Genomic DNA, 25108 nt, shown 5'->3' with positions numbered 1-25108 from the left:
CTTCATTAACATCAAGAAGAGCGACCAGCTATCTACACTCTAAATCGTTTTTACTTCAAGGAAAAATAATATCTCCTTCGTTGCTGCTTACATCAAAAAATCCTACTTTGTGTTTTATAGCCAACTCCCGCATCGCCGTGTAAGCTTCGTCAGCTACGGAATACGCGAACGCCGCATAGATGACGGATGTGCCAAGCGAGTAGTCAGTCAACCGGTTATCCGTTCCGGCCTCCTCCATCGCCTCAAAAATCTCATCCTCTACATTCATATTTGGAAATTGCTCGGACAACTCACTATAAAAGCGTTGCAGCGCCTCCGATAAAACTGATGGATCACTATAGGCACGGTCTTCCGACCACTGCACTTGCTGCTCATACCACTTCATAAACGCTGCTCTCTCTTGCGGTGCTTTAGACGTCTCGAACGCCATCAAATCATAGCTCATTTAAAATCCTCCTCTAACCCACCCTAATCGTGCATTTTCAGTTCCTAAAAAGTTTCGGACTTGAAAAAACTTCAATCATTCACTTCAAGTGGTAATTTAATGAAATGACAATTGTCTTGATTATATATTAAAAATCATCAGATCAATACTATAGAATCACGATACTTATTCACCCATTAAATATCATGTGAACTCTGGTATATCTACAAAAGTAACCACTGGCTCCAATACGCCATGCAATTCAAACAAGATTAGTTCGTTCCCACCTTGACGCAGAAGCGGTGCCGGTATGTAAAGCGTTTTTGTCGGACCCTTCTCCCAGTAGCGACCTAAATTAAAGCCGTTTATAAAAGCTTGACCTTTACTCCATCCGTCCAGCCGCAAAAAAGTATCCTCAGGCTTACTAACTTGAAAACACCCCCGATAGAAAGTGGGCTGCTGACGTTCTTCGCAATCTATCGAAGTGAATGATAATCCTTTAAGATCGGTTAATGGCAAGGAACGAATGGTCCAATCATGCAAAAATTGATAGCCGAGTCTAACGCCACAGGTTATGCCTTTCGGATCACGGAGCAGCGGGCCATAATTTACACGCCCCATGTTCTCCACAAGAATGTCGATTTGCAGTCCCTCAATCGGGATCTCTAGTGAAATTCCTCTCGGATCCCAGCGTTCAACTGTACCGACAAAGCCCCCATTCGCGAATACAAGCGCACGATCGCGTACTTCTTGAAGAACGAGCTCCACATGACTACGCGGTCCACTGATCTTCGTTGAATACAAGATAAATCCATAATCCTGACCCAGTTTCTCCATGGGCTCGGGACATGCTCTACTTTCTGGGTGAGACAAAACGTCTAACTGAGTGAACAGTGGTGCTGCTTCTGTCATCAACACTTTACCATAAGCTTGTGACTTTATTAACGGCGGTAATTCCAGTGGCGGCAACGTCACGTATTTCTCAATTATTTTTCGAGCTGCGTAGAATTTTGCTGTTGGCTTACCAGATTCGTCCAGCAGTGTATCATAATCGTAGCTGGTTACGATGGGCTCATATTTGTCAAAAAGATTTGCCCCATTCATAAATCCAAAATTCGTCCCCCCATGAAACATGTAGAAGTTAACAGAGGCTCCTAGAGCCAGCATTTCATCCAAAGTCTCCGCTACTTCTGATTCGGGGCGGGTATTATGCGGTTTCATCCAGTGGTCAAACCATCCATTCCAGAATTCCATGCACATCAACGGCCCCGTAGGCTGATATTCACGTAATTTAGCAAAGGCTTCCTTTGCCCGTGAACCGAAATTTACTGTGGCGAACACTCCGTCGATCATACCGCCTTGGAGCATATGATCTTCAGCTCCATCTGAGGTGAATAACAGAACATCCATGCCGCGGGCGATCATTCCTTCTCTCAGATACTTCAGGTAAGTCTTATCACTTCCAAAGCTTCCATATTCGTTCTCTACCTGAAGGGCGAGCACAGGTCCACCTTTAGTACTTAACAAAGGTCGCAATCTTGGAAGTAACACATCGAAGTAGGCATCCACCTTAGATAAATAAACCTTATCATTACAACGCAGTTGGATGTTATCGTCTGCAAGTAACCAAGCTGGCAATCCACCAAATTCCCACTCCGCACAAATATAAGGACTTGGCCGCAAAATCACGTGCAATCCGAGCTCTCCGGCGAGCTTAACGAAAGCCTCGATGTCAGCAAAGCCTGCGAAATTGAAGTCCCCTTCCTCTGGTTCGTGTAAATTCCAAGGAATATAGGTTTCAACAGTATTCAATCCGCAAGCCTTCAGCTTCAGCAAACGATCCTGCCAATATTCCGGAACGATCCGGAAATAATGAAGCGCACCAGAAAGCAACCGGATAGGTTGTTCGTCTAATATAAAATGATCCCCTGATATGGATAACTTCCGCATAAAATTTCTCCTCCAACGTTGAGATAGGTTATCTCATTATAAGGAATAAAAATAGCAACCCATATGGACGATTCTAATGAAATATATGGAGAATTCATTGGTTGCTAGAGGCTTTTGTAATGCTATACACTATATCCATAGGGGGGTGGTTACGGATGTCAAAAAGAACTCATATTTGGTTAATTACCACAGATCAAATGCGTGCGGACGCACTAGGTATCGAGAATGCTTCCGTACTGACACCTGAGCTTGACAAGCTTACTTCGGAAGGCACACTCTTCACTGGAGCTTACTGCGCTAGCCCCGTTTGTACGCCCTCACGTTCCTCCATTTTTACTGGAAGGTACCCTCATGTCCATGGTGCTTGGAACATCGGTACCACACTAAAAGAAGACGAACTTACCTTGTGCGATCATTTAAAAAAAGCGGATTATAAAACCATCGGTATAGGAAAGATGCACTTCCGTCCACAAATGAAGGAGGACTTTTCACAAGAATATGAAGATCCTGCTTATCGAGATCGCGGAAGAGCTTCCGATGGAACGTACTACGGATTTGATGAGCATCATATTACTGAAGACAATTGTATCGGGGAATATATGGAGTGGCTTAGGGAACGCAACCCGGAAGTAGCAGAACGATTCAGTAAAGACCGTTTCAGAGCCTCCGATGCTCAACACGATGTGTGGGAGAGCGAAATTCCACCGGAGCTGCATCAGACTTACTGGATTGCTGAACGGAGTATCGATGCTATCCTCGCCCACAAAACCGAGCAACCGTTATTCTTATGGTCCAGTTTCGTTGATCCGCATCATCCCTTTGACCCTCCAAAAGTTTATACGGATATGTACACGAACATTGACATTCCGTCTCCAACCAGAGAAGCTGACGACGTGCTTCTTCGTCCTCCACATTTGCTGCGTCAGAGTCAGGGAGGATATTGGCCTGGTGGCGGTGAAGAGCATTCTCTTGATGAAGCGCATATGAAACGGCTCACTCGAAATTATTATGCGATGATTACCTTCATTGATGAGCAGATCGGACGTATTATAAAAGCTTGGCGTCAAAAAGAAATGTACGATGATGTTGTCATCCTCTTTACCAGCGATCATGGAGAACTGCTCGGTGACCATGGACTAATTTACAAGGGGCCGTGGTTTTATGAAGGGTTAACACGAATCCCGATGATCGTACGCGGTCCTGGGATTGCTTCCGGGCAACGGGTGTCTGCTTTGATGGAACATGTTGATATTGTCCCTACCCTGCTTGAAGCCGCAGGTCTCAAATTCCCCTACGGAATTCAAGGCGTGTCACAGATGGAAGTGCTAGCTGGCAGGGAGTCCCATGTACGTAATTCTGCCCTAACCGCTTATATTGCTCATGATCGCGGCATAAACGCTAAGTGTTTGCGCACTACACGTTATAAGCTAGTTATCTTTGCAGGAGAGACCTACGGTGAATTATATGATCTAAAAGAGGATCCTCATGAAAACCACAATCGTTTTGAAGATCCCGATTATAGTAAAATTCGTCATTCGATGGTAGAAATGCTCGTCCATCGAATGATTCAAGATCAGGACCCTTTGCCAGAACGCCGGAGTAGCTGGTAAATCAAAACACCTATTAAACCCCTTAATATTTCCATAACAGACGAAGGACAAACTGAATGTTCAGATTGCCCTTCGTTTAGATCATTTTCCCAATTCAGATGCCTTTAGAATATGAGAAATTGGACGTCCGGCAATCAATTCTCCGTTGTTTACAAACCCTTCCTCTCGTCCCTCCAGCTCGTGAATAAGACGATCTCTCCATTCATGTATACGCTCGAAATTATCGGTACATCCGATCGCATTAACCTTCTCAAAGGGGTCGGTCACTAGGTTAAAGTATTGCTCTTCGCCTGTCTGAGAATACCAAATGAATTTCTCTCTTCCATCCGTTAAAAAGTGGTGCGACTTTTCTCCATAGGCCTGCTCCCCATGAATATAAGACCGCCACACTGTCTGATCCCCCTTACACAGTGGCAACACACTTTGCCCTTCTACTGTAACTGGTATTTGGATGCCAGCAGCTTCAAGAAACGTTGGCATAATATCGCGAAGTTCTACAATAGAATCGAGCCGGGTACCTGGAAGAAGTCCAAGCGTTTCTCCCGGGTCATACACTAAGAAAGGAATCTTAGCACTCCCTTCATATGGAAGAGACTTGCGGAAATAATGGTGATCCCCCATCATCTCACCATGATCAGAAGTAAATAGAATCAAAGTTTCATTTAAAACTCCATATTCCTGCAGCCCATTGATTAACCTCCCAATTTGGTCGTCAAGATGCGTTATAAGTGCATAATATGCGGCCCGGGCACGATCCAATCTGCGCTTTGGCAAATGAGTGAACGAAGAGGTTGGATCCTTAGCTCCGTTGAAGGCGGCACTCTCATCCACCCAGTCTCCAACAGGAGGATCGGGAAATTCCAAGTCCTTATACATATCTAGATAACATTGTGGCGGATCCAATGGGGAATGCGGGCGAACGAAGGAAGACCATAGGAAAAATGGTTTCCCAGGATCTCTTCTTCGCAAAAAGTCTAGCGACTCGGTTACGCACCAATTCGTGGGATGCATCGCTTCCGGCAAGTGCCAGGGGCGGGCAACCGTTGAGGCGTTGCAATCAAGGCCTAAGTCAGTGATATCCGAATTGGCATTGGTTTGTCTTCGCAGCCATTGTAAATAATCATCCACTTGATCATAGTGTTCATCATATATAACTTGGCTCTTGTCCCGATTGTAATGAAGATATCCATCATGAAGCACTACATTATGGAATCCACATAAATTACGTGCAGGATACACATGCATCTTGCCAACACACTGCGTATGATAACCAGCTTGTGCAAGCTCTCCGGCAATCGTATGGGCGTAATTCCATTCAACCTTATCCTGATACCCCACCCGCCCATGTGATCTTTGGCCCATTCCTGTCATGATGGCAGCCCTGGCGGGAATACAACTGGGGGTAGCTGAGTAAGCGTGTTCAAATAATATCCCTCTTGAAGCAAGAGAATCCAGGTTGGGTGTCTCAACGACGGGATGTCCCATGATGCTCAGGCAATCAAAACGCATCTGATCCACTGTGATAAGCAAAAGGTTTGGCCGTTTTGAGCCATTTTGATGTTCCAGATTAGTGTCAGTCATAACCTCACTCCCTTCTTATACCCCTGCGATGACGGACGGTGTTGCGATCATGTGCCACAAATTCGCACTTATCGCTCTTGGGCCGTCATCGTCAACGAGACCGTCGAACGTCAGTAGCTCTTCTTCTAATTCAGCTATCTGTTCCACTTTCCCTTCGGCATAACTATTGATTCGATGAATAGCCGTCCTAATCCTCTGAAGCATTCCTCCCATACGAAGATCAAAAACATCAAGACCAAACACCTTATTTTCCAGCTCCCATTGCACCCGATAATCATCCATAAATCGACTGGCTAAATCTGATAATTTTGGCAAAGTCACCTTGGAAAAATGAGCCAATCCCTCAACATTTCCTCGATGATAAGCATCACGTATGGAAATCCCTATTTCGCTCTTTATTTCAAGCAAGCGACATAAGCTGGCTTGTACAGAGAATAAGGATTGCCAAGGCAAATTGCGAGTGATCGCCTGTTCGAGCTTTTTCGCACTTTGCTGATAATGCTTCGAATACACGGTAGGAATAACATGTCGATCGAACAAACCACACAAAATATCTTGATAAAGCAAGTATTTAGCCGGATTGATAGAACATCCCCCAGGTGCCGAATTTCCTGGAACCAGGTTGGCCGCATCGAGTGCCATAAAGTCATCATAATTGCCTTGCACGCAGCTACTGAATCTTTCTTTGACATGATTCTCCACGAAACATCCCGTGTAGCACAGCTCCGCCCAAAGTTGAAGGGTAGGAAGAACCGAGAAGACGGAAGCTTCAGCACCGTTATCTCCCCATGCGGTAATCAGCACTTCTTGAATTCCATGCTTAACACAGCTATCATGAGCCAGCAGACTGACTTTGCGGCTGAATTCATTGTTTGGAGCGAAGCCCATCCATTTCCAAGCCCCACCTGCAAATCCGATATGATCATTCAGCTGCTTATGTTTGTGTAACATTCCGTCGTATTTCTCCTGCGTTTCCGAATAGTAATCCCAATAGATCAAAGTAACTTCTTCAGGGATCAGCTTAACAATTTCGGGGCTGATTGGACTTCCAGCATCGTAATATTCTCCAGAACTGGCCAGACGGAAAAACATGTCGCTCCACATCATCGTACGGAAACCATATTTCCTGGCGATTTCCATAACAGTGCTAAAGTGTTTTAACATCAAGGAGGATCGATCTTGGTATCCATGCTTGTCTAGATATTTACCAAGTCCCATCATATGCGCTTCGTCCATCCCAATGTTTATGCGGCGACTGCTTAGATGAGTTTCCATGAAAGCGAACATTCGATCAATTAACTCGTAAGTTCTCGGATCATCAATGAGGAGAATGTCTTGGAAATCCACTAGCGGTGCATGTGCTTGCCATTTCAATGCTTGGCCCAGATGAGCCAGCGTCTGGATACAAGGAACCAATTCTATACCAAATAGCGCGGCATACTGGTCCATCTCCCGAATTTGCTCCCCTGAATATCGACCTCTTAAATAACCGAAATAAGGATACCCCTCAAGTTCGTAGGTGTCTTCCGTATACAGTTGAACCGTTGAATATCCCATAAGCGCTAAACGCCGAATCAATTCCTTATATCCTTCATGGTTAAGAACAGCATTTCGCGAGCAGTCTACCATGAAACCTAGCTGTTCATAAACCGGCATTTCATTAATTTCAACTCTCTCACCACGACGTATATTCTCTAGAAATCGGCTGAGCGCCCTGATCAATTGATGTTCCTGTTCATACGTAATAGTGACCTGAACCTCATCGTAAGATATTCGAATGCCCTTCCCTTGTTTCTTACAATTCACTGGAATCCCTGACCGTTCTATACGAATACTCAATATTCCCGCTACTTCTGAAACAGCTGCTAACTGTTTCTCGGATAACCCTGTCAAGTGAATGCTATGAATCATAGACTTTCCCCTCCTAATCTTATAATAAGTATGCGATCAGTAGCGCCGCACATTCTTGATTCTTCTTCAAATCATTAAACGGAAGATCCGGGCTGTTTCAGCCCGGATCTTCTCTATCCATCAATTATTCAATACCTTGTTCTTTGGCCTTCGCATTTACTTCTTCTATCATTTTATCAAGACCTTTAGCCTTATAATCGTTCAAAATGTTATTCCAGTAACTTTCAACGGGTTCTTTGGAAAGCATAATCTTCAGCAGATCATCATGGTCAAGCACAGTAAATTTATCCTTTGTTGGGGTGGACATATACGTTAACCGGATGTCGTATTCCGGAACCTTCGTATTATTCTGAATCCAATCGATATAATCGACAGCTTCTTTGCGGATCCCTTCATTAGCGATCGTCGGGTTATCCATGTTATAGCTATCTGAAGTTTCATAAGCCACCAAATTCTTTAGAAATCTGCTAGCTGGATACTTCTCATTTAATGAACCCTTTTCAATGACAACCTTCTGCCCATTTTCGATCTTGTAATCGACACCTTCAATGCCATAAGTCAACAGGTCCTTGCCTTCAGGAGACAACACATAATCATAGAGTGCCATTATGCGATCCATCTTTTTATCGTCAACTTTATTGCTGAAATAACTTTCCGACCAGTACGTTTTAAAAATAGCATGTGAGCGTTCACCATCAGGTCCAATAAGTGGCTTGAGTGCCTTTATGCTCTCCATGATATCCTTATCCGGATAAGCTGTTTTCCAGCGTTTTTCATACATATCGCTATTTAAATTTATAAAACCGCCACCGCTTAGAAGAGCAGCTGCTTTGCCGGCTACGAAATTGTCATAAGACTCTGCCGGCTTAACAAGCGCAATGTCTGGATCGATCAAACCTTTTTCGTACATATTCTTCATGTTCTGCAACGCTGGAAGCGCATTTTTCGAAAATACAGCGGGTATAAACTTACCATCCTCTTTGATCCATTTAAAGTCACTGCCGCTTCCATCACTCGTGGCAACCGGGTTACCGTACAACCAGAAGAATCCGCCCAGCATCTTGGTAGTTGTCGTCGTAAGACCGGTAATATGCTTACCTTCCGGATCCGACTTCACGATTGCATCAAGCATAGCTTCAAACTCTTCCCAGGTCTCAGGTTCTTTTGTGATACCAGCTTTTTGAGCAAGATCCCATCGATAGAACACCATACGATCCAGTGCGCTCCAATCGACACTCGGGAACATCCGGCGAGGAACGGTATAATACTTTCCGTCTACACCTAAACCTTTAATGTCCGGCGATTCGAAGTATTTTGCAAGGTTAGGGTACTTAGAAAGCTCCGGAAGTGCTTTGACAACACCTTGTTCAACCCATTTACGCTGATATTGCGTCCCCACAGCGTCGATCGCGAAAATATCAGGCAATTGACCGGAAGCAGCCCACATTTGAATCTTCTGGGTATAGTCATCCCAGGTCATATTGACAGGTTTTAATGTAATGTTGAACTTTTCCAACACTTGTTTGGCGATTGGGTCTTTTTCGATGTTAGCAATTTCAGCATCCGCGTCCCAGAAACCAAGAGAAATGGTCATTGGATCCTTGTAAGGGGTGTCCGTGGAATTAGAAGAATCTGGAGATCCTTCACCATTTGATGCCGCCTGCCCTTTGTCGTTATTGCCTCCACCGCAAGCTGTGAGCACCAAAGCCAATAAAGTTATGCATAATGCCAGTGTCATCATTTTCTTTCTAAGCATGCTTGAAACCTCCCTTTATACTATTTTAGGATAGAATCAATCTATTTAAAATCTTTCTTATCCTTTTATCGAACCTACCATAATCCCTTTATTAAAATGCTTCTGCAGGAACGGATAAACAACAATAATCGGAATACTCGAAACTACAATTGCTGCCATTTGAAGTGCAGGTGTGTATACCTTCCCCGTCTGCTCCTGCTCGGCCATCGTCTGTGCCATTTGACTTAGCAAGGAATTCGAAGTAATGAGTGTCTCCCGTAGATAAATCTGAAGCGGTGCTTTTGCAGCATCACTGATAAAGATCAACGCGTACCACCATTCATTCCATCTTTCCACGGCATAGAACAAAGCAAAGGTCGCCATGAATGGGGCAGAGATTGGAATAATGATTTTGTAAAGGATGTACAGATCATTTGCCCCATCCAGCTTAGCTGACTCTTCCAAACTTTCTGGAATCGTATTGAAATAGTTTTTCATAATGATCAGGTAAAACGTATTGAGACCGGCGGGTATGATCATGACGAATATATTGTTTACGAATCCTAGATCTTTAACGACTAGATAAAAGGGAATTAAACCCCCATTGAAAAACATAGTGAACAAGATCAAACTAAGCATTATGTTTCTTCCCGGCATGCCCCGCTTGGATAATGCGTATGCTCCAGCTACAGAGATCGTCATGCTGAACAACACGCCAAGCGCCGTTACAATGACAGAATTTAAAATTGAAGTCCAAAACTTCATATCCTGAAGCAACAGCTTGTATGCAGACAGGTCAAACGAAAGCGGAAAAATATAAAAGTCACTTTTACTAATCGCTTCGAACTTTGCAACAGAGATAATAAGAACATTATAGAAGGGAAAAAATGTTACTAGTGCTAGAAGCCCCAGAACTACGAATGCGACGATATCGAAGACACTCCATTTTTTCCCCTTTTTAACCGTTGTGTCGCTCACTTCCTTCTCCCCTTTTCCTGCAAATTAATACAGTCCTTCCTCACCCATTTTCTTAGCGAACGAATTGGCCGCCCATAAAAGAATCAGGCTGATAATGGACTTGACGACACCCACGGCAGTCATATATCCAAAGTCGCCCCCTATCGTGAATGAAGTCCGATAAATGTATGTATCGATCGTGTCGGCAACCGAATATACCGGTGAACTATACAGATTGAATATTTGCTCGAAGCTCGAACCTTGGGTTAGTAGTTGTCCAACTTGAAGGATTAGCAGGACTGCGACTGTACTCTTCAGTCCCGGCCATGCGATGTTTAGCAAACGGCGAAACCGGTTCGCTCCGTCCACTTCCGCCGCTTCAAACAGCTCAGGATTGATTCCTGCAAGCGCCGCTAAGTAAATGATTGAATCCCAGCCGATCTCTCGCCACACATGTGTGATATACAAAACGGGTCTAAATGCACTTTCATCTACAAGCGGAGAATTTGGATCCCCGCCAAATAACATGATGATCTGGTTATAAATCCCGTCCTTGCTTAAAATATTGATGATAATCCCCGACAGTACAACCCATGATATAAAATGCGGGAACGTCAGGATCGTCTGAAAAAACCGCTTCATTTTTGTCCTGGAAAACTCATATAAAACAATCGCCAGGATAATGGGCATCGGGAAATGAGTGATCAACTTCATCAAGCTGATAATGACCGTATTCCAAAATGCCCTTCGAAAATCGGGATCGGTCAACAGCGTTTGAAAATTTTCTAAGCCTAACCAGGGACTTCCCAGGATCCCCTTACTGTAATCAAATGATTTAAATGCTAACGTTACACCGTACATGGGAGCATAGCTGAAGAGGGCGTACCAGATTAACACCGGTAGAACCATGAGGTAAAAATACTTGTAATGTAAAATCGTTTTTCCTAAGCTTTGCTTAGGAGCATTAGTCTTTAAGCTTCGCTTAGGCGTACGAGCGGTTACAGAATCAGCCAATCTTCTCCCCACCTTTCTGTATGAGATTGTTTATGCTTGTAAGCGGTTTATATGGTAAATTATATCGGGAGTGTAAATTATCTTGTATAGAGGATACACCTCCGGTCATGTGGATTTTTCACACCTTAGTGCGTGACCTTCCTGTGACACGTAATATCGGACATAGTGAGCGTAAGATAGTCCATACCCCCCTTGATCCACAATCGCTAGGATTAATCTAAGAGCTCCATATAGAAAGGGGGATTCACTTATGCGTTCAGTAATTATTGCAGATGATGAGAAGTGGATTGTAGAGGGAATTAAAGCAGGAGTGAATTGGAAGAAATACGGCTTTGAAGTCATCGACGATGCCGAAAACGGGCAAGAAGCCCTGCAATTAATTCAATCGCTTCGCCCCACCCTTGTTCTAACAGATATTAAAATGCCTGTAATGAATGGACTTGAGCTCATTCAACGTGGCAAAGCTATCGCTCCTGATACAATCTTTATCGTACTTAGTGGACATGCAGAGTTTGCTTATGCACAAAAAGCGATGAATTATGGTACGTTCGGATATTGCCTGAAACCTTTTGAAATCGAAGAAATTGAAGGAATGCTCAACCGAATAGCCCAGCAGCACGAATCGAAGGTGGTTAAAGAAAGCCCTGTCCACGACTTCGAACTATATGAAGCGGTTTGTTCCGGAGATCTCGAACGAATTAGCTTATGGTTGGATGAGAAGAGAATTCCTTTGTCAAAGGATACGCCACATATCCCCATTGTTATCCAAGGGTTAAGTTCACCTGTAGATGTCGGCCAGTTCTCTCCCCTGGTCTTCCCGATGAGCCGCCGTCGGTTTGGCTACTTATTGGAAGAGTGCCAATACGAAGTCTTCCTTCGGGGTCTTGAATATACAGAGGTTTTACAAGAGTGCGGGGTTGGAATTGGTTCTCCTATTTCGGATATACACCAACTGGATGCGGCTTTAGAATCCGCCTCTCATGCTGCATTCAGCATGTTCGCAACGGGAATGCCAGGATGTTATCGGTTTATTCAGCAACAGGAAATACCGATCGATGAGAAGCTCAAAGAGATTTCCCGGATTCTTCATAATAAAGACCGGCTCGGTTTTATAGCAGCCATGGAATCGTTAAAGAAATTATTCAAAGAGGGAACGTTTACCATTAAAGAAGCCTATTTGCTCTACACATCGATCCTGTACTTATTTCCTCGGGAAGGGACTCGGGTTAACGGCCGTTTTTTTGAAGGATATGAACAGCTCTATTATAGATACGGTACGGCTGAAGCTATGATCGATGATTTGATTCTTATGACGCTAGATATTTTTATGAACAGAAACGAAACTGATATTTCACGAATTTCAAACAACAAAGTCAAAGAGATCATGTTGTACATCCACAACCATTTTAATCAAGAAATCTCGATTCAATATTTAGCGAATCAGTTTTTCTTAAGTCCAAATTACTTATGCCAATTATTCAAGAAAGAAGTCGGCGAGACCATCATCGAACATATCAGTCGTTTAAGGATTGAATACGCTTGTAAAATACTGGTCGAGACGAACCTTTCCATTTACCAAATCGGCGAGAAATGCGGTTTTCAGGATTATTTCTATTTCACGCGAATTTTTAAGCGGCATCTCAAGATGACACCAACGCAATATAGGGAACAAAACAATGAAGACATTTAAGAGACTATCCATCCGTACTCAGGTTTTGCTATTCGGGTTGTTTATTGTTGCTATTATCCCAATCATCGTCTCTAGGGTATACCAACTATCAAGCGAGACCATCATTAATCAAAATACGCAATACAATACAGAGCTTGTCTCCCTTCTCAAGCAACGGATTTCTAACAACTATGCCAACGTTTCTTCCATGATGATGAATGTAGGGTACGATTCGACCGTCCAAAAGTTCCTAGTCGAGAATGATAAGCTTCGAGGCTACGACCTATCCCAAAAGGTAGAGGGGCTATTGAGTATCGCGCGAAATATGAATACAGACATCTTAGATATTATTGTTATCGGTAGCTCTAACACACGTATTTCATTAGCGGGAAGAACAAAATATGCTGTCGATCTTATGAAGACGGCTGGGGATGATGGAATCGTTCATTATCGCGGATACAGTCCTCCAGACAAGGTCATCGACAAGAGAAAATTACTGTTCGGGATGAACATCTTTGCTTCTGGTGACACGTCCCTATATGGCGAAAAAATCGGCTACATCGCAGTTATTGTGGATATGAAGGCTATTCAAACTGAAATTTCAGAGTACCCTCGATTGGTCGGAACCAGCTTTTTTATGATGGATGATAAAGGGCTGATCTACTCAAATAGTGATGAACCGGAGGACATGCTCCAGCAGTTTCAAACTCGGGCAACTGGAAGGGATGGAGAGTCAATCGTTGAAACAGTTAACGGAAAGAAATATGCTATTCAGTCCTTTATCTTACCGGAGATCTCTGGAAAAATCATAACCGCTGTTCCTGTCCATAATTTAATGAAAGAACTGGAGAAATTAAAGAAGGTCAGCTATGCTCTTCTAGCATTAATCTTGTTGGTCGTCTCTATTCCCTACTCTGTGCTCATGATGAATCTCTTAAGACCATTGTCTAGGCTTATGCGCTATATGAATCAATTAAAAGGCGGAAGTCTAGGAATATTGAACAACAAGGTCGATTTAAAAGGCTATGCTGAAATTGAAATCATCTCTCGGCAGTTCAACGATATGACAACGCGGATTCACGATTTGACGGACCAATTAATCGATGCAAACACCCAGCTTTACCAGACAGATCTGGAAAAACAACGTGCCGAATACTCGTATTTGCAAAGTCAAATTAATCCCCATTTCTTAAGCAATACTTTAGATACAATCAAGGGCGTTGCGATCGTAAAAGGAAATCGGGAGATTTATGAAATGACTACCGCCTTAAGCACAATGCTCAAGTATAGCATCAAAGGCAAAGAGGAGGTCACTCTTGGGGAAGAGCTGAAAATCGCAGAATCTTGTGTGAGGATTTACCAAGGCCGTTTCCCTGACAAATTCAGTTACAAACTGTTCTGTCCACCTGAATGGTTACACATTCCCGTACCTAAAATGATCCTTCAACCTATTGTCGAAAATGCACTTGGTCATGGGCTTGAGGCTCAAGGTCAGGGAGTCTTGCTGATCACAGTAGAGAAAAGCGAAGCGGGACTGCTTGAAATCGCTGTAGAAGATAATGGGGTTGGCATCGTTGCTGCGAGACTGGAACAGCTAACCGAGCTGCTTGCTGGTAAGAACATAGAGTCCGGCGATCATATCGGGCTCCTAAACGTCAATAACCGTCTAAATCTTAAGTACGGTGATCCCTGCGGCGTTCTGCTGTACAGTAAGGAAGGTAGCGGGACGAAGACCGTTTTGAGGCTTCCCGGGGCTTTAATTGATCAGCAAGAAGCCAGAGAGTAAAAAAGGAGGTTGCCCATTCAGGGGCAGCCTCCTTTCCATTTGTCTTTCTTTTCTCATTCAAAGGGACAGCGCTAAGCATCCTGTGAGGATGAGCTCACATATCCTTTCGCATGATAGGGTCCACCTTCCATAAGTACCGTCCATAATGGATCGATATCACAGTCCATGGAGCTCATCATGTTGTCATGCCATTCATTCAACAGATAGACAGCCTTCATACAAATGTCTTTACGCACTTCGGCGAGATTATGTTGTTCATAAGGATCATGCTTCAAATCAAACAACATTTCTTTCGGAAATCCATGGTGTCCGTCATGATAGGTGCGTATATATAACCAATCCTCAAATCGGATGCTGCGTTGACACACATGCGCGCATTGTGAGATTACGAGATACTCACGCCCTCCTGAAAGTCCCTCCAGAATGGTATCAGCATAACTTTCACCATCCCAAGAAGGTGCCCCTTTCAAATTCAAAAGGCTTGCTAATGTCGGTCCGAGATCAAGGTGATAATGTAGTCCATCCTCCACGATTCCCTTCTTGCCCCCTGGCCAGCGGATAATCATCGGAATGCGGCAAGTCGCCTCGTCTGCTGTGCCGTGCTCGGAGTAAATCCCTAGCTCGCCCAGGCTCTCTCCGTGATCCGCTGAGATCAAAATAGCTGTATCTTCCATCACGCCAAGTTCTCTCAGCTTGGAAAAGACTTGCCCGAGATGTTCGTCCAGATATTTAACTCCAGCATCATAGTTGTCAAAGATAACACGCAGGTCGTCATGGTTCTTTATCTCCTGATTGTGCCTGAAATGCTGTTGGTAATGTGATTTAGCAAGCGCATTCATATCCTCGATACTGTGCTGTCCCTTCTTCTTTCGGTGAAGCTCAAACACCTCTTCAGTGATCCACTCAGGTAAAGGGTCCTTCTCGAACGGATTACCATAGCTCCTGGGTGTACGATAAGGTGTATGGGGATCCCAGAAATTCAGGTGCAGAAACCAATGCTCGGACTCCCCATTATCCTCAAGCCATTTAAGTGCCACTGGGAGCACCTGTTCTGCAGTCTCATGTCCCCTTCCGCCAACATTGAACACTTCTTGAAAACCGGCATTAAAGGTCCAGGCTGAATGTCGTTCGGCGAAGGTGCTGATCGACGCGGTTTTCATGGCCGCTTGCCTTAATATAGCTGGAAGACTTTCCATTCCCAGCCGGTCATTAAATTCGCGCTTCGCCCCTTCTCTACGCATATCAGCAGCGGTCCCGCCATGTCCTACAATCCCATTATGAATGCCAAATCGTCCCGATATTAAAGCAGAACGGGACGGTAGACACGGCGCATCTGAACAATAATAGTTGGTAAAGGTGACACCTTCTTTAGCGATTGAATCGATATTCGGGGAGGTATTCCGCTGATAGCCATAACATCCCAGATGGTCCGGGCGAAGCGAATCCAAATCCAAATACAAGATTCTCATGAGTTATACCCTGCCTTTCCTTTTCATCGAAATGGTTACGCATCGATTCGGGCAGTTCAGAATGATCTGCTCATGCTTATAGAGTATATGAATATGGTAAGCTCCGCTATGGAGTAACGATGTTTGTTTTTGTATATTCGATACTTTTTCGGTACTCTGCCGGACCCTTGCCGTATTCGCCACGAAATACCTTACTGAAATGCGAAGCATCATAATAACCACATCTCTGGGAGATATGCTCGATGGTATAATCCGTATACTCCAACATTTGTTTAGCTTGCTGCAGCCGCAATTTTCGTAGCATTTGCATAGGTGTCAATTTATATATTTTCTGAAACGCCCGGCTAAAATAAACAGGATTCATATGATAGAGCTTGGAAAGCTCCTCTCTACTAATCTCCTGATCAAGTCTCTCCTCCATATACTGCAACGCCTCGTTAAAACGGTCGGTGACATAGGGGTCTCGAGATGAGCGGCGCCCGCCAAGCTTGGTGCTCTCCATAATTTCATAAAGGAGAAAAAATGCCAATGAACCGACCTGAACATTTCTGAAATCATCCTCCTCCTGCAACCACAGGCTCCGCATCTCGTCAAACCTTCGCTCATATTCGCTTCGATCCCGGACCCGAATCACCTTGCCTAGCGGGAATAACTTAAAAAAATCATTTCCGTCTTTAACTTTAGCGTTAATATTAAACAGATAATGTACACCATCCGTTTTGGAAATCACATTAAAAGGCTCGTTAGGACGGTGGATCATCACGTCTCCGGCAGATGCAACATATTCTCCCTCGGAGGATGTCGTCAATACCTCACCTTTTTGGATATAGGAGACGGTATAACAAGACTGGACGTAATCGAATATAACCCGCTTCTGATATTGAATTTTTATGACGTCCAGCACGGTGATATCAAACTGACTATGAATGATAGAGGACAAAGAAGTTCCTCCTTCTAATGTAGTAGTCTTTATGTATTCTCAACCGGTATAATCAGCCGCACATCGAAAGCCAATATTTCCTGCAGAGCTGTCTGGTGTATTTTTGCTCCTGGCCGCCACCCGATAACGGTTACAATAAGATTTATGGCACAAATACGATCCTCCGCGCATCGACCTTGCTACACCACTTACAGGGCCTCTCGGATTCTCGGATTCGGAAGTTAAATGATAGGCCTTAGTAAACCAATCCTCGCACCATTCCCACACGTTCCCTGACATATTATAAAGACCATATCCGTTAGGTAGATAGGATTTTACTGGTGCCGTACCTGCATAACCGTCACTGGCATGATTTTTATCAGGGAACTTTCCTTGCCAAATATTGCAACGATGTTCTCCGCCCGGTTTTAATTCGTCCCCCCAAGGATATCGTTTCTGAACTAGTCCTCCTCGTGCAGCATACTCCCACTCCGCTTCCGTCGGCAGACGTTTGCCAGCCCAGTGACAATAAGCATCAGCATCAGCCCATGATATGTGGATCACCGGATGATCATGGCGTTCATCTACATGGGAATCCGGACCTTCCGGATGACACCAATTCGCTCCCTCTACCACCCACCACCAGGGGGTTTGAGTAGCTACTTGGGTCACCTTTTTCCCTGTCTCCATGGAAACAAAAGAATGAAACACATAAGACCAGCCGAAACGCTCCGCATCTGTAACGTAGTTTGTTTCCTTGATAAAAGCAGCAAACTGCTTATTCGTAACTGCCCTTGCATCAATCAAAAAGGTAGATAAGGTAACATTCCTAGCGGGCCCTTCTCCGTCTTCGGGGAACCCCTCTTTGTCATCCGTCCCCATAAGAAAAGTACCTCCAGGAATAAGGATCATGTCCGAGAAATCTGTATCCCCTTCTGGTCTTTGGATAGTTGTGTTCTCCTTACAAACATCATCGATGGAACCTTGTTTCTCAACTTGATTTCGACTAGCTGAACAGCAAGCCCGTATATTCTCTGACATGTATTACCTCCAATCCGGGATCGTCCCGGCTCTGTCTAAAAAAAAGCTACACCAAGAATGCCAGAGGCAACAATAATGGTGAGCGGATGCAGCTTATATTTCATTAAACCATAAAGTGCAGCGAATACAATGATCAACGTGCCAATGGTTTGCCAAGTAACGAAGGCGTGTTCCACGCTATTTAAACCAAACCGAATCGCAGCATAGGCAATCAAACCCGTAATCACTGGTCGCAACCCATAAAATAACGTTTTAATCCATTGACTGTCCCTCACCCGATAAAAAAAGATGGAAATAAAAATGATGATGATTAATGAAGGCAGAACCATGCCTAATGTGGACACAATCGCTCCTTCAATTCCAGCTACACGATATCCAATCAAGGTTGCACTGTTAGTTGCAACAGGGCCCGGTGACATCCCTGCGATGGAAACTACCTCTTGAAATTCCCTTTCAGATAACCAACCACCAGCCATAGCTTCATGCTGAATCATCGGAATGATGGCGTACCCTCCCCCAAAGGAGAGCAGTCCAATTTTTATAAAGATAAAAAATAAATTCCAAATCACATCGCTTCCCCCTAGATGTAATACTCCGGATAATTCGACTCTTCATCTGAATCATTCAAGGAATCCTTCTCTGTCCGAACTTGGAGCCCAAAGAGCTGTTTGATTGGCATATATACAAACCCGATAATCAATCCAGCTGCGATCACGTAAATGGGATTGATTCCGGAAACTAATAAAACAATCGGTATAATTAGCGCCGTAACAGCCGTAGTCTTGTCAAATATAGCGTTCTTGGCCATTCGATATGCTGCTACTAGGATCAAGGCAATAACAGCACCATGAATCCCCTTCATGGCGGCAATAACTTTTGGTTGGTCGGCCAGAAGTGAGTAAACGGCGCTAAGCAAACAAACAATGATAAAGGTTGGAATCGTAATCCCAGCGATTGCAGCAATCGCACCCTTCACACCAGCAAGTCGATAACCAATGAATGCCGCCGCATTTACTCCTACCCCACCTGGTGCTGCGCCAGCTAAAGATAAAATTTCATCCATCTCCTCTTCAGCTAGCCATTTCCGTTTAGTGGAAATTTCCCGTTCGATCATAGGGATCATCGCATAACCTCCCCCGAAAGTAACGGGACCGATTCGAACAAAAACCCAAAACAACTGGAGCAATAGACTTATCCTTAGGTCTGTATTCGTCATCGCATTTGTTTTCATAGTTGTTCTCATGGACTCCACCCTTATATTTTCTGTCGTAATTTCATTATATCACTTTTTCCCAAAATGGAATTAAGTTTTTTGAACGGTAAAATACATTCTTTGGGTTATGCGTTATACTATATTAATGTTAATAAATACAAACTTTATTAAAACCGATCTTACTAGTTCACCCTATATATAGCTTGGAGGTATATCGTGGAAAAGCGCTCGACACACATTCCATCCCCAAAGAAACTCCTATACGACCGAATCGCCGAACAAGGCACAGTTTCCAAGTTAGATCTTCTACAAACATTTTCACTTACCAAAAGCACAATGACCCGAATATTAGATGAAATGACGGAAGAAGGCTTGCTGATAGAATGCGGATTCGGGGAATCTAGCGGAGGCAGAAGACCTATTTTATACCAGATCAATCCTTCCTACGGTTACATCATCGGTTTAGAGATTTCCAGGCTGTATTCTTCCCTTGGTTTATTTGATATGCAAATGAACCCAAAATCAATTGTTCACTGGAGAATGGATCAGGCATTCACACCTGAAAGATTTATGGATCATGTAAGTAGTCAAATACGCGCTTTCCTCAGGGATCATCAGTTAGTGGACAGTCAAATTATTGGCATAGGAATTGGAGCCGTGGGACCGCTTGACCGGGATAATGGTTTTATCTTAAAACCGCTACACTTCCCTTCTTCTGGCTGGAACAATCTCCCTATTTGCAAATTGGTGGAGGAACGAACGGGCTTCAAAGCTCTGCTCGACAATGGTGCCAATTCCGCACTCCTTGGAGAACGATGGTCCATCCGTCACGCTAACATTCAACATATGCTCTATGTTCATGCTGGAGCAGGGCTCCGCTATGCGATGATGTCGCATGGAAGTATTGTTCATGGCACGATGGATATGGAAGATGCCATTGGTCAAATGATCATCCAGACAGACGGACCCCGATTAAATAATGAAGGGAATTACGGAGCTTTAGAAGCATTCGTTTCTGTGCAGGCGCTCGAACAAAGTGCACGTTCAGAGGCAAAGATGGACAAAGATCTGATCCTCCAAAGATACAAAGTATCGCCGGAGAAGCTGACTTATGATGTATTGGTACAAGCCTTTAGAGAGGGTAATCCACACGCCCGTGAATTATTTACCCAAGCCGCCATTCACTTCGGTATTGGCCTCGCCAACGTTATTAACCTGTTTCATCCTGGAACCATCATTCTAGGTGGTGCGCTCATCCACTCTCACGAATTGTTTTTCCAAACGGCGGTTGAAGTGGCACAGCGAAACATTTACCGTTATCCTGAATACCAACCTCATTTCTCCCTGGGTACATTAAAAGAAGAAGCTGTGGTGACTGGTGCGGCTATTATGGTGAGAAACCAAATGATTCTTTAACATATCAAAAAGGTTGTTTCACAACAATTTGCATGATTGTTGGAACAACCTTTTTTAAAAATTTTAGCTATAGTGGTTGACAGCAACTCTTAAATTTTTTCCCGCTTCCGCAGAGACATGGATCATTTCTACCTGGAAGTAGTTTGGCACTTTTCCTGAACGCCAGCATCTGCTCAGATTTAAGTCGGTTTGCTAGCAGTATCATTCGTTCATAGGCATATGAGTAGAATATTTTATAGCTACTGCAGAAATAATCAACCTCAGTACGATCATGAACATCAAGCCAATTCCGGTTGCGTGGGCATCCCCCATTGCAAAAGCTAAGATATTCACACTTATAGCATGATTCATTCATATTGGGTTTCATTAACAAAAAGTCATCATATATAGGGCTGGTAAGCAGTGCTTCAAGGTCGGTATAGCCGATATTTCCTAACCTGTGCTCTTCATCAATAAAGAAATCGCAAGGATAAGCATCCCCGTTGGTTTCAAGCACCATCATCTTCGGACAGCATGAGCTGTGAACGCACAACTCTGCCTCCCGATGCATGAATACTAGAAGCATATTCTCAAAAATACGAATGGGAAGCTCTGGATACCCCTCGTTGTACCACAGATCAAATGTACGGCATAAAAAGACTCCGTATTGTTCAGGTGTAATTCGAAAGCGGCCAGGCATATCACTCTTCTGTGAAACAAAATCCATGCAAGGGATAAACTGAACATAGGGAAATTTTTGTTCTTGGTAAAATGCCATCAAATCGTCCGGTTTCGTTACGTTATCTTCATGGATCACCGTCAGAATACTATAGTCCACACCCTCATTCTGTAAATGGCGAACCCCACGCATAACTAGATCATAACTACCTTTCCCCGAGCCCGTTATACGATGCGCATCATGAATGGGCTCAGGACCGTCCACACTAATCCCAACCAAAAAGTTATACCGTTTAAAAAATTCCGCCCATTTCTCGTTAATAAGCGTTCCGTTGGTCTGCAGCGCATTACTAATCATTGTATGAGGTGGAGCGTACTTAGCTTGGAGTGAAATCACGCGTTCAAAATACGGAAGTCCGGCCAATAGCGGCTCCCCTCCCTGCCAAGAAAAAGTCGCTATACCTGATGATCTTTTCATGTACTGAGCGATAAATCGCTCCAGAAGATCCATATCCATCACCCGGATCGGTTGCCGAGGATGCCCCCCTGCTGTGCTGTAGTAGCAATAATCACAGGCTAGATTACAATCCTCTGAGACGGTTTTCCACATGACATTAAGGGTTTGTGGCCTTGTGGTCTGCATGCATGTTGCCATACGAGTCTGCCCCTCCTATGTATATACTATCTTTGTTAAAGCGATTTCCTATGTCATCAATTAAATCATAGGATGCAAATCATCAATGAGTAAAACATCACAGTTAATCGAATAATTGGACATAAAAAACACCTCCCCATAAACTAATGAGAGTGCAGTATATTTGAGAATGGGATTCGTTTGATTACAGTATTTTAGCGAAAAAAATAGCCAGTCGCTGAATTTCCAGCGACTGGCTATTTAAACTTGTTAGGTACTTTAATCCCAAATTACAAACGGGGTCAGTTCCGTTTCGGGGACTTTAAATACTAATGTTGTTTCATGTTGTACGGACGTATTCCTTATTTGCTGTTTCCAACATTGATTTCCAATCTGCAAACTTCGTCTCTCTTGCTACATGACGATCAAAAAGTTCATCAGGTATGTCAGCAACATCTTCTTCTGTCTTTACTTGAAAGTTCCCTTTGATTAAAAATTCATCAAAACTCATCCAATTCGAATATTTTTTCATAAACTCTTCATTAAACAGCTTTTCAAAAGATATTTCATTGGGATCTTCTTGATTCATTTTTTGACCTTGAAGTTCATTCATTAATTCTTCCATGGTCATTGGTTTTTGTCTTCTCAAATTACCACTCCTAATTTTCTATTATGGTTTCTGATGATTATGTTAATCTATAAATCACACGAATCCTAATCTTAACATAATTCCAACGATTTCACCTTCGATTTTCATTTTAATACGTAAATGATAAGCTAACTATCCCAAATATAGCAATAAGCCTCCCTTATTCATATAAGGAAGACCTATTAATATTATACCTTCTAGGACAATTTCACCAAGCTGTAGTTTTTCTTACCCTTACGGATAATGATAAACCGGCCACCGATCGCTTCATTTGCTGTAACTTCAAATGCTACATCGCTAACTTTTTCACCGTTCATGGAAATTGCGCCTTTGGTGATATCTTCACGCGCTTGACGCTTAGATGGCTCGATCCCGAGATCAACCAACCACTCTACGATGTTTTTGGATTCCAGTGTAGTTTCGTAAGTCGGCATTTCCTTGAAGCCTTGCTCGATCTCATCAGCTGTTAGGGATTTGATATCTCCACTGAACAGAGCAGCAGTAATACGTTTCGCCTGCTCCAGCAATTCTTCACCATGCACGAATCTGGTCATTTCTTCAGCTAGTGTTTTTTGAGCCTCACGTTTATGTGGTTCAGACTGTACTTTTTCTGCAAGTGCATCAATTTGTTCTTTAGAAAGGAATGTGAAGTACTTCAAGTATTTCACAACATCACGGTCATCCGTATTCGCCCAGAACTGGTAGAACTCAAACGCAGTCGTTTTGTTCGGGTCCAGCCAGATTGCTCCACCAGCTGATTTACCAAATTTCGTGCCATCGGATTTCAGCATAAGCGGGATAGTAAGACCGAAGGCTATAGCTTCAGATCCTTCTTTTCTACGGATCAAATCCAGTCCACTTGTAATGTTGCCCCATTGATCAGAGCCACCAATTTGCAGCTGCACATCTTCATGCTGGTACAAATGCAGGTAATCTAGGGATTGCAGGATTTGGTAGGAGAATTCCGTAAAGGAAATTCCGCTGTCCAATCTGCTCGCTACAACATCCTTGGCAAGCATCGAATTGATGCTGAAGTTCTTACCATAGTCACGCAAAAACTCAATAACATTGATTTTATGCGTCCAATCATAGTTGTTCACCATGCGAATTTGATTGTCGCCATCGGTTACGAACAGTTTTTTCATTTGTGCCGTAAGTGCATCCACGTTCGCTTGAACTTGCTCCAGTGTCTGCAAAGAGCGTTCAGACTGGCGTCCACTTGGATCACCAATCGTACCTGTTGCACCGCCAATTAGAATAACCGGACGATGTCCTGCAAGCTGGAATCTTTTGAGTACCATAAACGGAATCAAGTGACCAATATGCATACTGTCACCCGTCGGGTCTACACCGCAGTACACTGAAACGGATTTCTTGTTGGTCAATTCTCTAAGCCCTTCGGCATCGGTTTGTTGATTGATGGCATCGCGCCATTCTAGTTCGTCGATAATATTCATTGCCTAACACCCCTTAAATTAGTAGATATCCTATAACGAATCATCAGTCCGCCAAGCAAATATAAGGATAATTGATGAAGCGAAACCTATAAATCCCTATATTTAAAAACAAAAAAATCGCCCCCTTGTCTATTGTAGACATAGGGACGATTGAATAACCGTGTTACCACCCAGATTGCACCAATGAAACGCTAATGCTAAAACACAGCCTTGATGCCACTCGTGACGAGATATCGTTCGCCATTCCGCTCGGTGTTAGCCGAGATACTCCAAAGTGTAATTCGTACTCTTAGTGTGTACCGGGTTTCATCAACCCCCGGCTTTCTGGAACAGGGACTAAGCTACTACTGGGCTTCTTCAACGTATATCGTATATAAGATTACAGCCAGTATAGTGAAATAATTCTTCAATGTCAACATCTTAAGCTGAGAATGCTGAGTCACACTCCTGCTGTGATGCACTACTAGGCATTGCCTATTTTTTTCTGTTACAATTACGAAAAAAGAGGTGAACGACTCCGTATGCTTGATCCAATCGATAATCATATTTTAGAACGCCTAACTCAAAACAGCAGAATCTCCTACACCGATCTAGCTAAAGAAGTTAATTTATCAAGTGTAGCGGTTAAGGATCGTATTGACCGGCTCGTCAATCAAGGAATTATTGAGCAATTCTCAATCGTCATTAACGCAGAAAAGCTAGGAAAGAAAATTTCCGCATATTTGGAGCTTGAAGTAGAGCCTTCTCATTTAAATCATATAGTCGGGATCTTGAAAGAAAATGAACGCGTAGCCGTACTTTATGAAATGACAGGGCCTTGCATCCTTCACATTCATATTCTAGTTGAGAACCTTGAAGAGATGGAACGGTTTATGCATGAATCCATCTACTGTCTGGACGGTCTAGTCCGTGTAGAAAACCAAATCTTATTAAAGCGCCATAAAAATCAGGACGGTCTAAATATATAAAAAAAGAACCGACTTTATAAAGACGGTTCTCCTCTGGTTTGGATCTTA

At 43.5% G+C, this 25108-nt stretch carries 20 protein-coding genes and 1 other annotated feature; of the genes, 5 read left to right on the top strand and 15 right to left on the bottom strand.

Features of this window, described 5'->3' with window-relative positions:
- Positions 1–55 precede the first annotated feature (55 nt).
- Together CA600_RS02925 and CA600_RS02920 are read right to left on the bottom strand one after the other, a co-directional pair.
- Entirely contained in the window at positions 56–445 is a 390-nt protein-coding gene (locus CA600_RS02925) for a hypothetical protein (RefSeq protein ID WP_094868846.1), read from the bottom strand.
- A 183-nt stretch (positions 446–628) separates the two neighbouring features.
- Entirely contained in the window at positions 629–2374 is a 1746-nt protein-coding gene (locus CA600_RS02920; protein ID WP_094868845.1) for a glycoside hydrolase family 35 protein, read from the bottom strand.
- Positions 2375–2529: 155 nt separating this feature from the next.
- Here CA600_RS02920 and CA600_RS02915 point away from each other — a divergent pair, with 155 nt between their 5' ends.
- Positions 2530–3984, top strand: a complete 1455-nt coding sequence (locus CA600_RS02915) for a sulfatase-like hydrolase/transferase (protein ID WP_094868844.1) — start codon at positions 2530–2532, stop codon at positions 3982–3984.
- Between the two features lie 81 nt (positions 3985–4065).
- Here the strand turns inward: CA600_RS02915 and CA600_RS02910 are convergent, their stop codons facing one another.
- From CA600_RS02910 to CA600_RS02890, 5 genes are all read right to left on the bottom strand, one after another.
- Positions 4066–5565, bottom strand: a complete 1500-nt coding sequence (locus CA600_RS02910) for an arylsulfatase (RefSeq protein WP_094868843.1) — start codon at positions 5563–5565, stop codon at positions 4066–4068.
- A 15-nt stretch (positions 5566–5580) separates the two neighbouring features.
- Positions 5581–7476 (bottom strand): family 20 glycosylhydrolase, encoded by a 1896-nt coding sequence (locus CA600_RS02905; protein WP_094868842.1) that lies wholly within the window; start codon positions 7474–7476, stop codon positions 5581–5583.
- A gap of 124 nt (positions 7477–7600) precedes the next feature.
- The gene (locus CA600_RS02900) at positions 7601–9232 is read right to left on the bottom strand and encodes an extracellular solute-binding protein (protein WP_094868841.1); all 1632 of its coding nucleotides are present in this window, start codon (positions 9230–9232) and stop codon (positions 7601–7603) included.
- Between the two features lie 57 nt (positions 9233–9289).
- Complete coding sequence (locus tag CA600_RS02895) at positions 9290–10189, bottom strand: carbohydrate ABC transporter permease (RefSeq protein ID WP_094868840.1); 900 nt, start codon at positions 10187–10189, stop codon at positions 9290–9292.
- 24 nt (positions 10190–10213) lie between these two features.
- Positions 10214–11182 (bottom strand): ABC transporter permease, encoded by a 969-nt coding sequence (locus tag CA600_RS02890; protein ID WP_256989700.1) that lies wholly within the window; start codon positions 11180–11182, stop codon positions 10214–10216.
- 250 nt (positions 11183–11432) lie between these two features.
- Here CA600_RS02890 and CA600_RS02885 point away from each other — a divergent pair, with 250 nt between their 5' ends.
- Complete coding sequence (locus tag CA600_RS02885) at positions 11433–12872, top strand: response regulator (protein WP_094868839.1); 1440 nt, start codon at positions 11433–11435, stop codon at positions 12870–12872.
- Complete coding sequence (locus CA600_RS02880) at positions 12859–14637, top strand: cache domain-containing sensor histidine kinase (protein WP_094868838.1); 1779 nt, start codon at positions 12859–12861, stop codon at positions 14635–14637. The genes CA600_RS02885 and CA600_RS02880 overlap by 14 nt, the downstream gene beginning before the upstream one ends.
- Before the next feature lie 71 nt (positions 14638–14708).
- On the opposite strand, the gene CA600_RS02875 is transcribed toward CA600_RS02880, so the two are convergent.
- The 5 genes from CA600_RS02875 to CA600_RS02855 form a co-directional block, all read right to left on the bottom strand.
- Positions 14709–16106, bottom strand: coding sequence for a sulfatase (locus tag CA600_RS02875; RefSeq protein ID WP_143812087.1), 1398 nt, complete (start codon positions 16104–16106; stop codon positions 14709–14711).
- A gap of 106 nt (positions 16107–16212) precedes the next feature.
- Positions 16213–17046, bottom strand: a complete 834-nt coding sequence (locus tag CA600_RS02870; RefSeq protein ID WP_094868837.1) for a helix-turn-helix domain-containing protein — start codon at positions 17044–17046, stop codon at positions 16213–16215.
- 39 nt (positions 17047–17085) lie between these two features.
- On the bottom strand, positions 17086–18066 hold the full coding sequence (locus CA600_RS02865; RefSeq protein ID WP_094868836.1) for a formylglycine-generating enzyme family protein: 981 nt from the start codon (positions 18064–18066) through the stop codon (positions 17086–17088).
- A 35-nt stretch (positions 18067–18101) separates the two neighbouring features.
- Positions 18102–18635: a chromate transporter gene (locus CA600_RS02860; RefSeq protein WP_094868835.1), complete on the bottom strand. Its 534-nt coding sequence runs from the start codon at positions 18633–18635 to the stop codon at positions 18102–18104.
- An 11-nt stretch (positions 18636–18646) separates the two neighbouring features.
- On the bottom strand, positions 18647–19309 hold the full coding sequence (locus tag CA600_RS02855; RefSeq protein WP_256989699.1) for a chromate transporter: 663 nt from the start codon (positions 19307–19309) through the stop codon (positions 18647–18649).
- A 186-nt stretch (positions 19310–19495) separates the two neighbouring features.
- Between CA600_RS02855 and CA600_RS02850 the strand changes: the two genes are divergently transcribed.
- Positions 19496–20695: an ROK family protein gene (locus CA600_RS02850; RefSeq protein WP_094868834.1), complete on the top strand. Its 1200-nt coding sequence runs from the start codon at positions 19496–19498 to the stop codon at positions 20693–20695.
- Between the two features lie 67 nt (positions 20696–20762).
- Here CA600_RS02850 and CA600_RS02845 read toward each other — a convergent pair whose 3' ends face one another.
- The 3 genes from CA600_RS02845 to tyrS form a co-directional block, all read right to left on the bottom strand.
- Positions 20763–22007 (bottom strand): anaerobic sulfatase maturase, encoded by a 1245-nt coding sequence (locus CA600_RS02845; RefSeq protein ID WP_094868833.1) that lies wholly within the window; start codon positions 22005–22007, stop codon positions 20763–20765.
- Between the two features lie 319 nt (positions 22008–22326).
- The gene (locus CA600_RS02840) at positions 22327–22617 is read right to left on the bottom strand and encodes a hypothetical protein (protein WP_094868832.1); all 291 of its coding nucleotides are present in this window, start codon (positions 22615–22617) and stop codon (positions 22327–22329) included.
- A 215-nt stretch (positions 22618–22832) separates the two neighbouring features.
- On the bottom strand, positions 22833–24092 hold the full coding sequence (gene tyrS / locus CA600_RS02835; protein WP_094868831.1) for a tyrosine--tRNA ligase: 1260 nt from the start codon (positions 24090–24092) through the stop codon (positions 22833–22835).
- 139 nt (positions 24093–24231) lie between these two features.
- Positions 24232–24462: a binding site (T-box leader), on the bottom strand.
- Positions 24463–24613: 151 nt separating this feature from the next.
- Here tyrS and CA600_RS02830 point away from each other — a divergent pair.
- Positions 24614–25060 carry an Lrp/AsnC family transcriptional regulator gene (locus tag CA600_RS02830; RefSeq protein ID WP_094868830.1) on the top strand — a complete coding sequence of 149 codons (447 nt, stop codon included), beginning with the start codon at positions 24614–24616 and terminating at the stop codon, positions 25058–25060.
- The last annotated feature ends 48 nt before the right edge of the window (positions 25061–25108 follow it).

The sequence above is a fragment of the Paenibacillus sp. VTT E-133280 genome (genome assembly GCF_002264385.1).
GTDB classification, from domain to species: Bacteria; Bacillota; Bacilli; order Paenibacillales; family Paenibacillaceae; genus Paenibacillus_AQ; species Paenibacillus_AQ nitricinens.
Note: the sequence above shows the minus strand (reverse complement) of the source record. Positions and strands in the feature narration are given on the sequence as shown.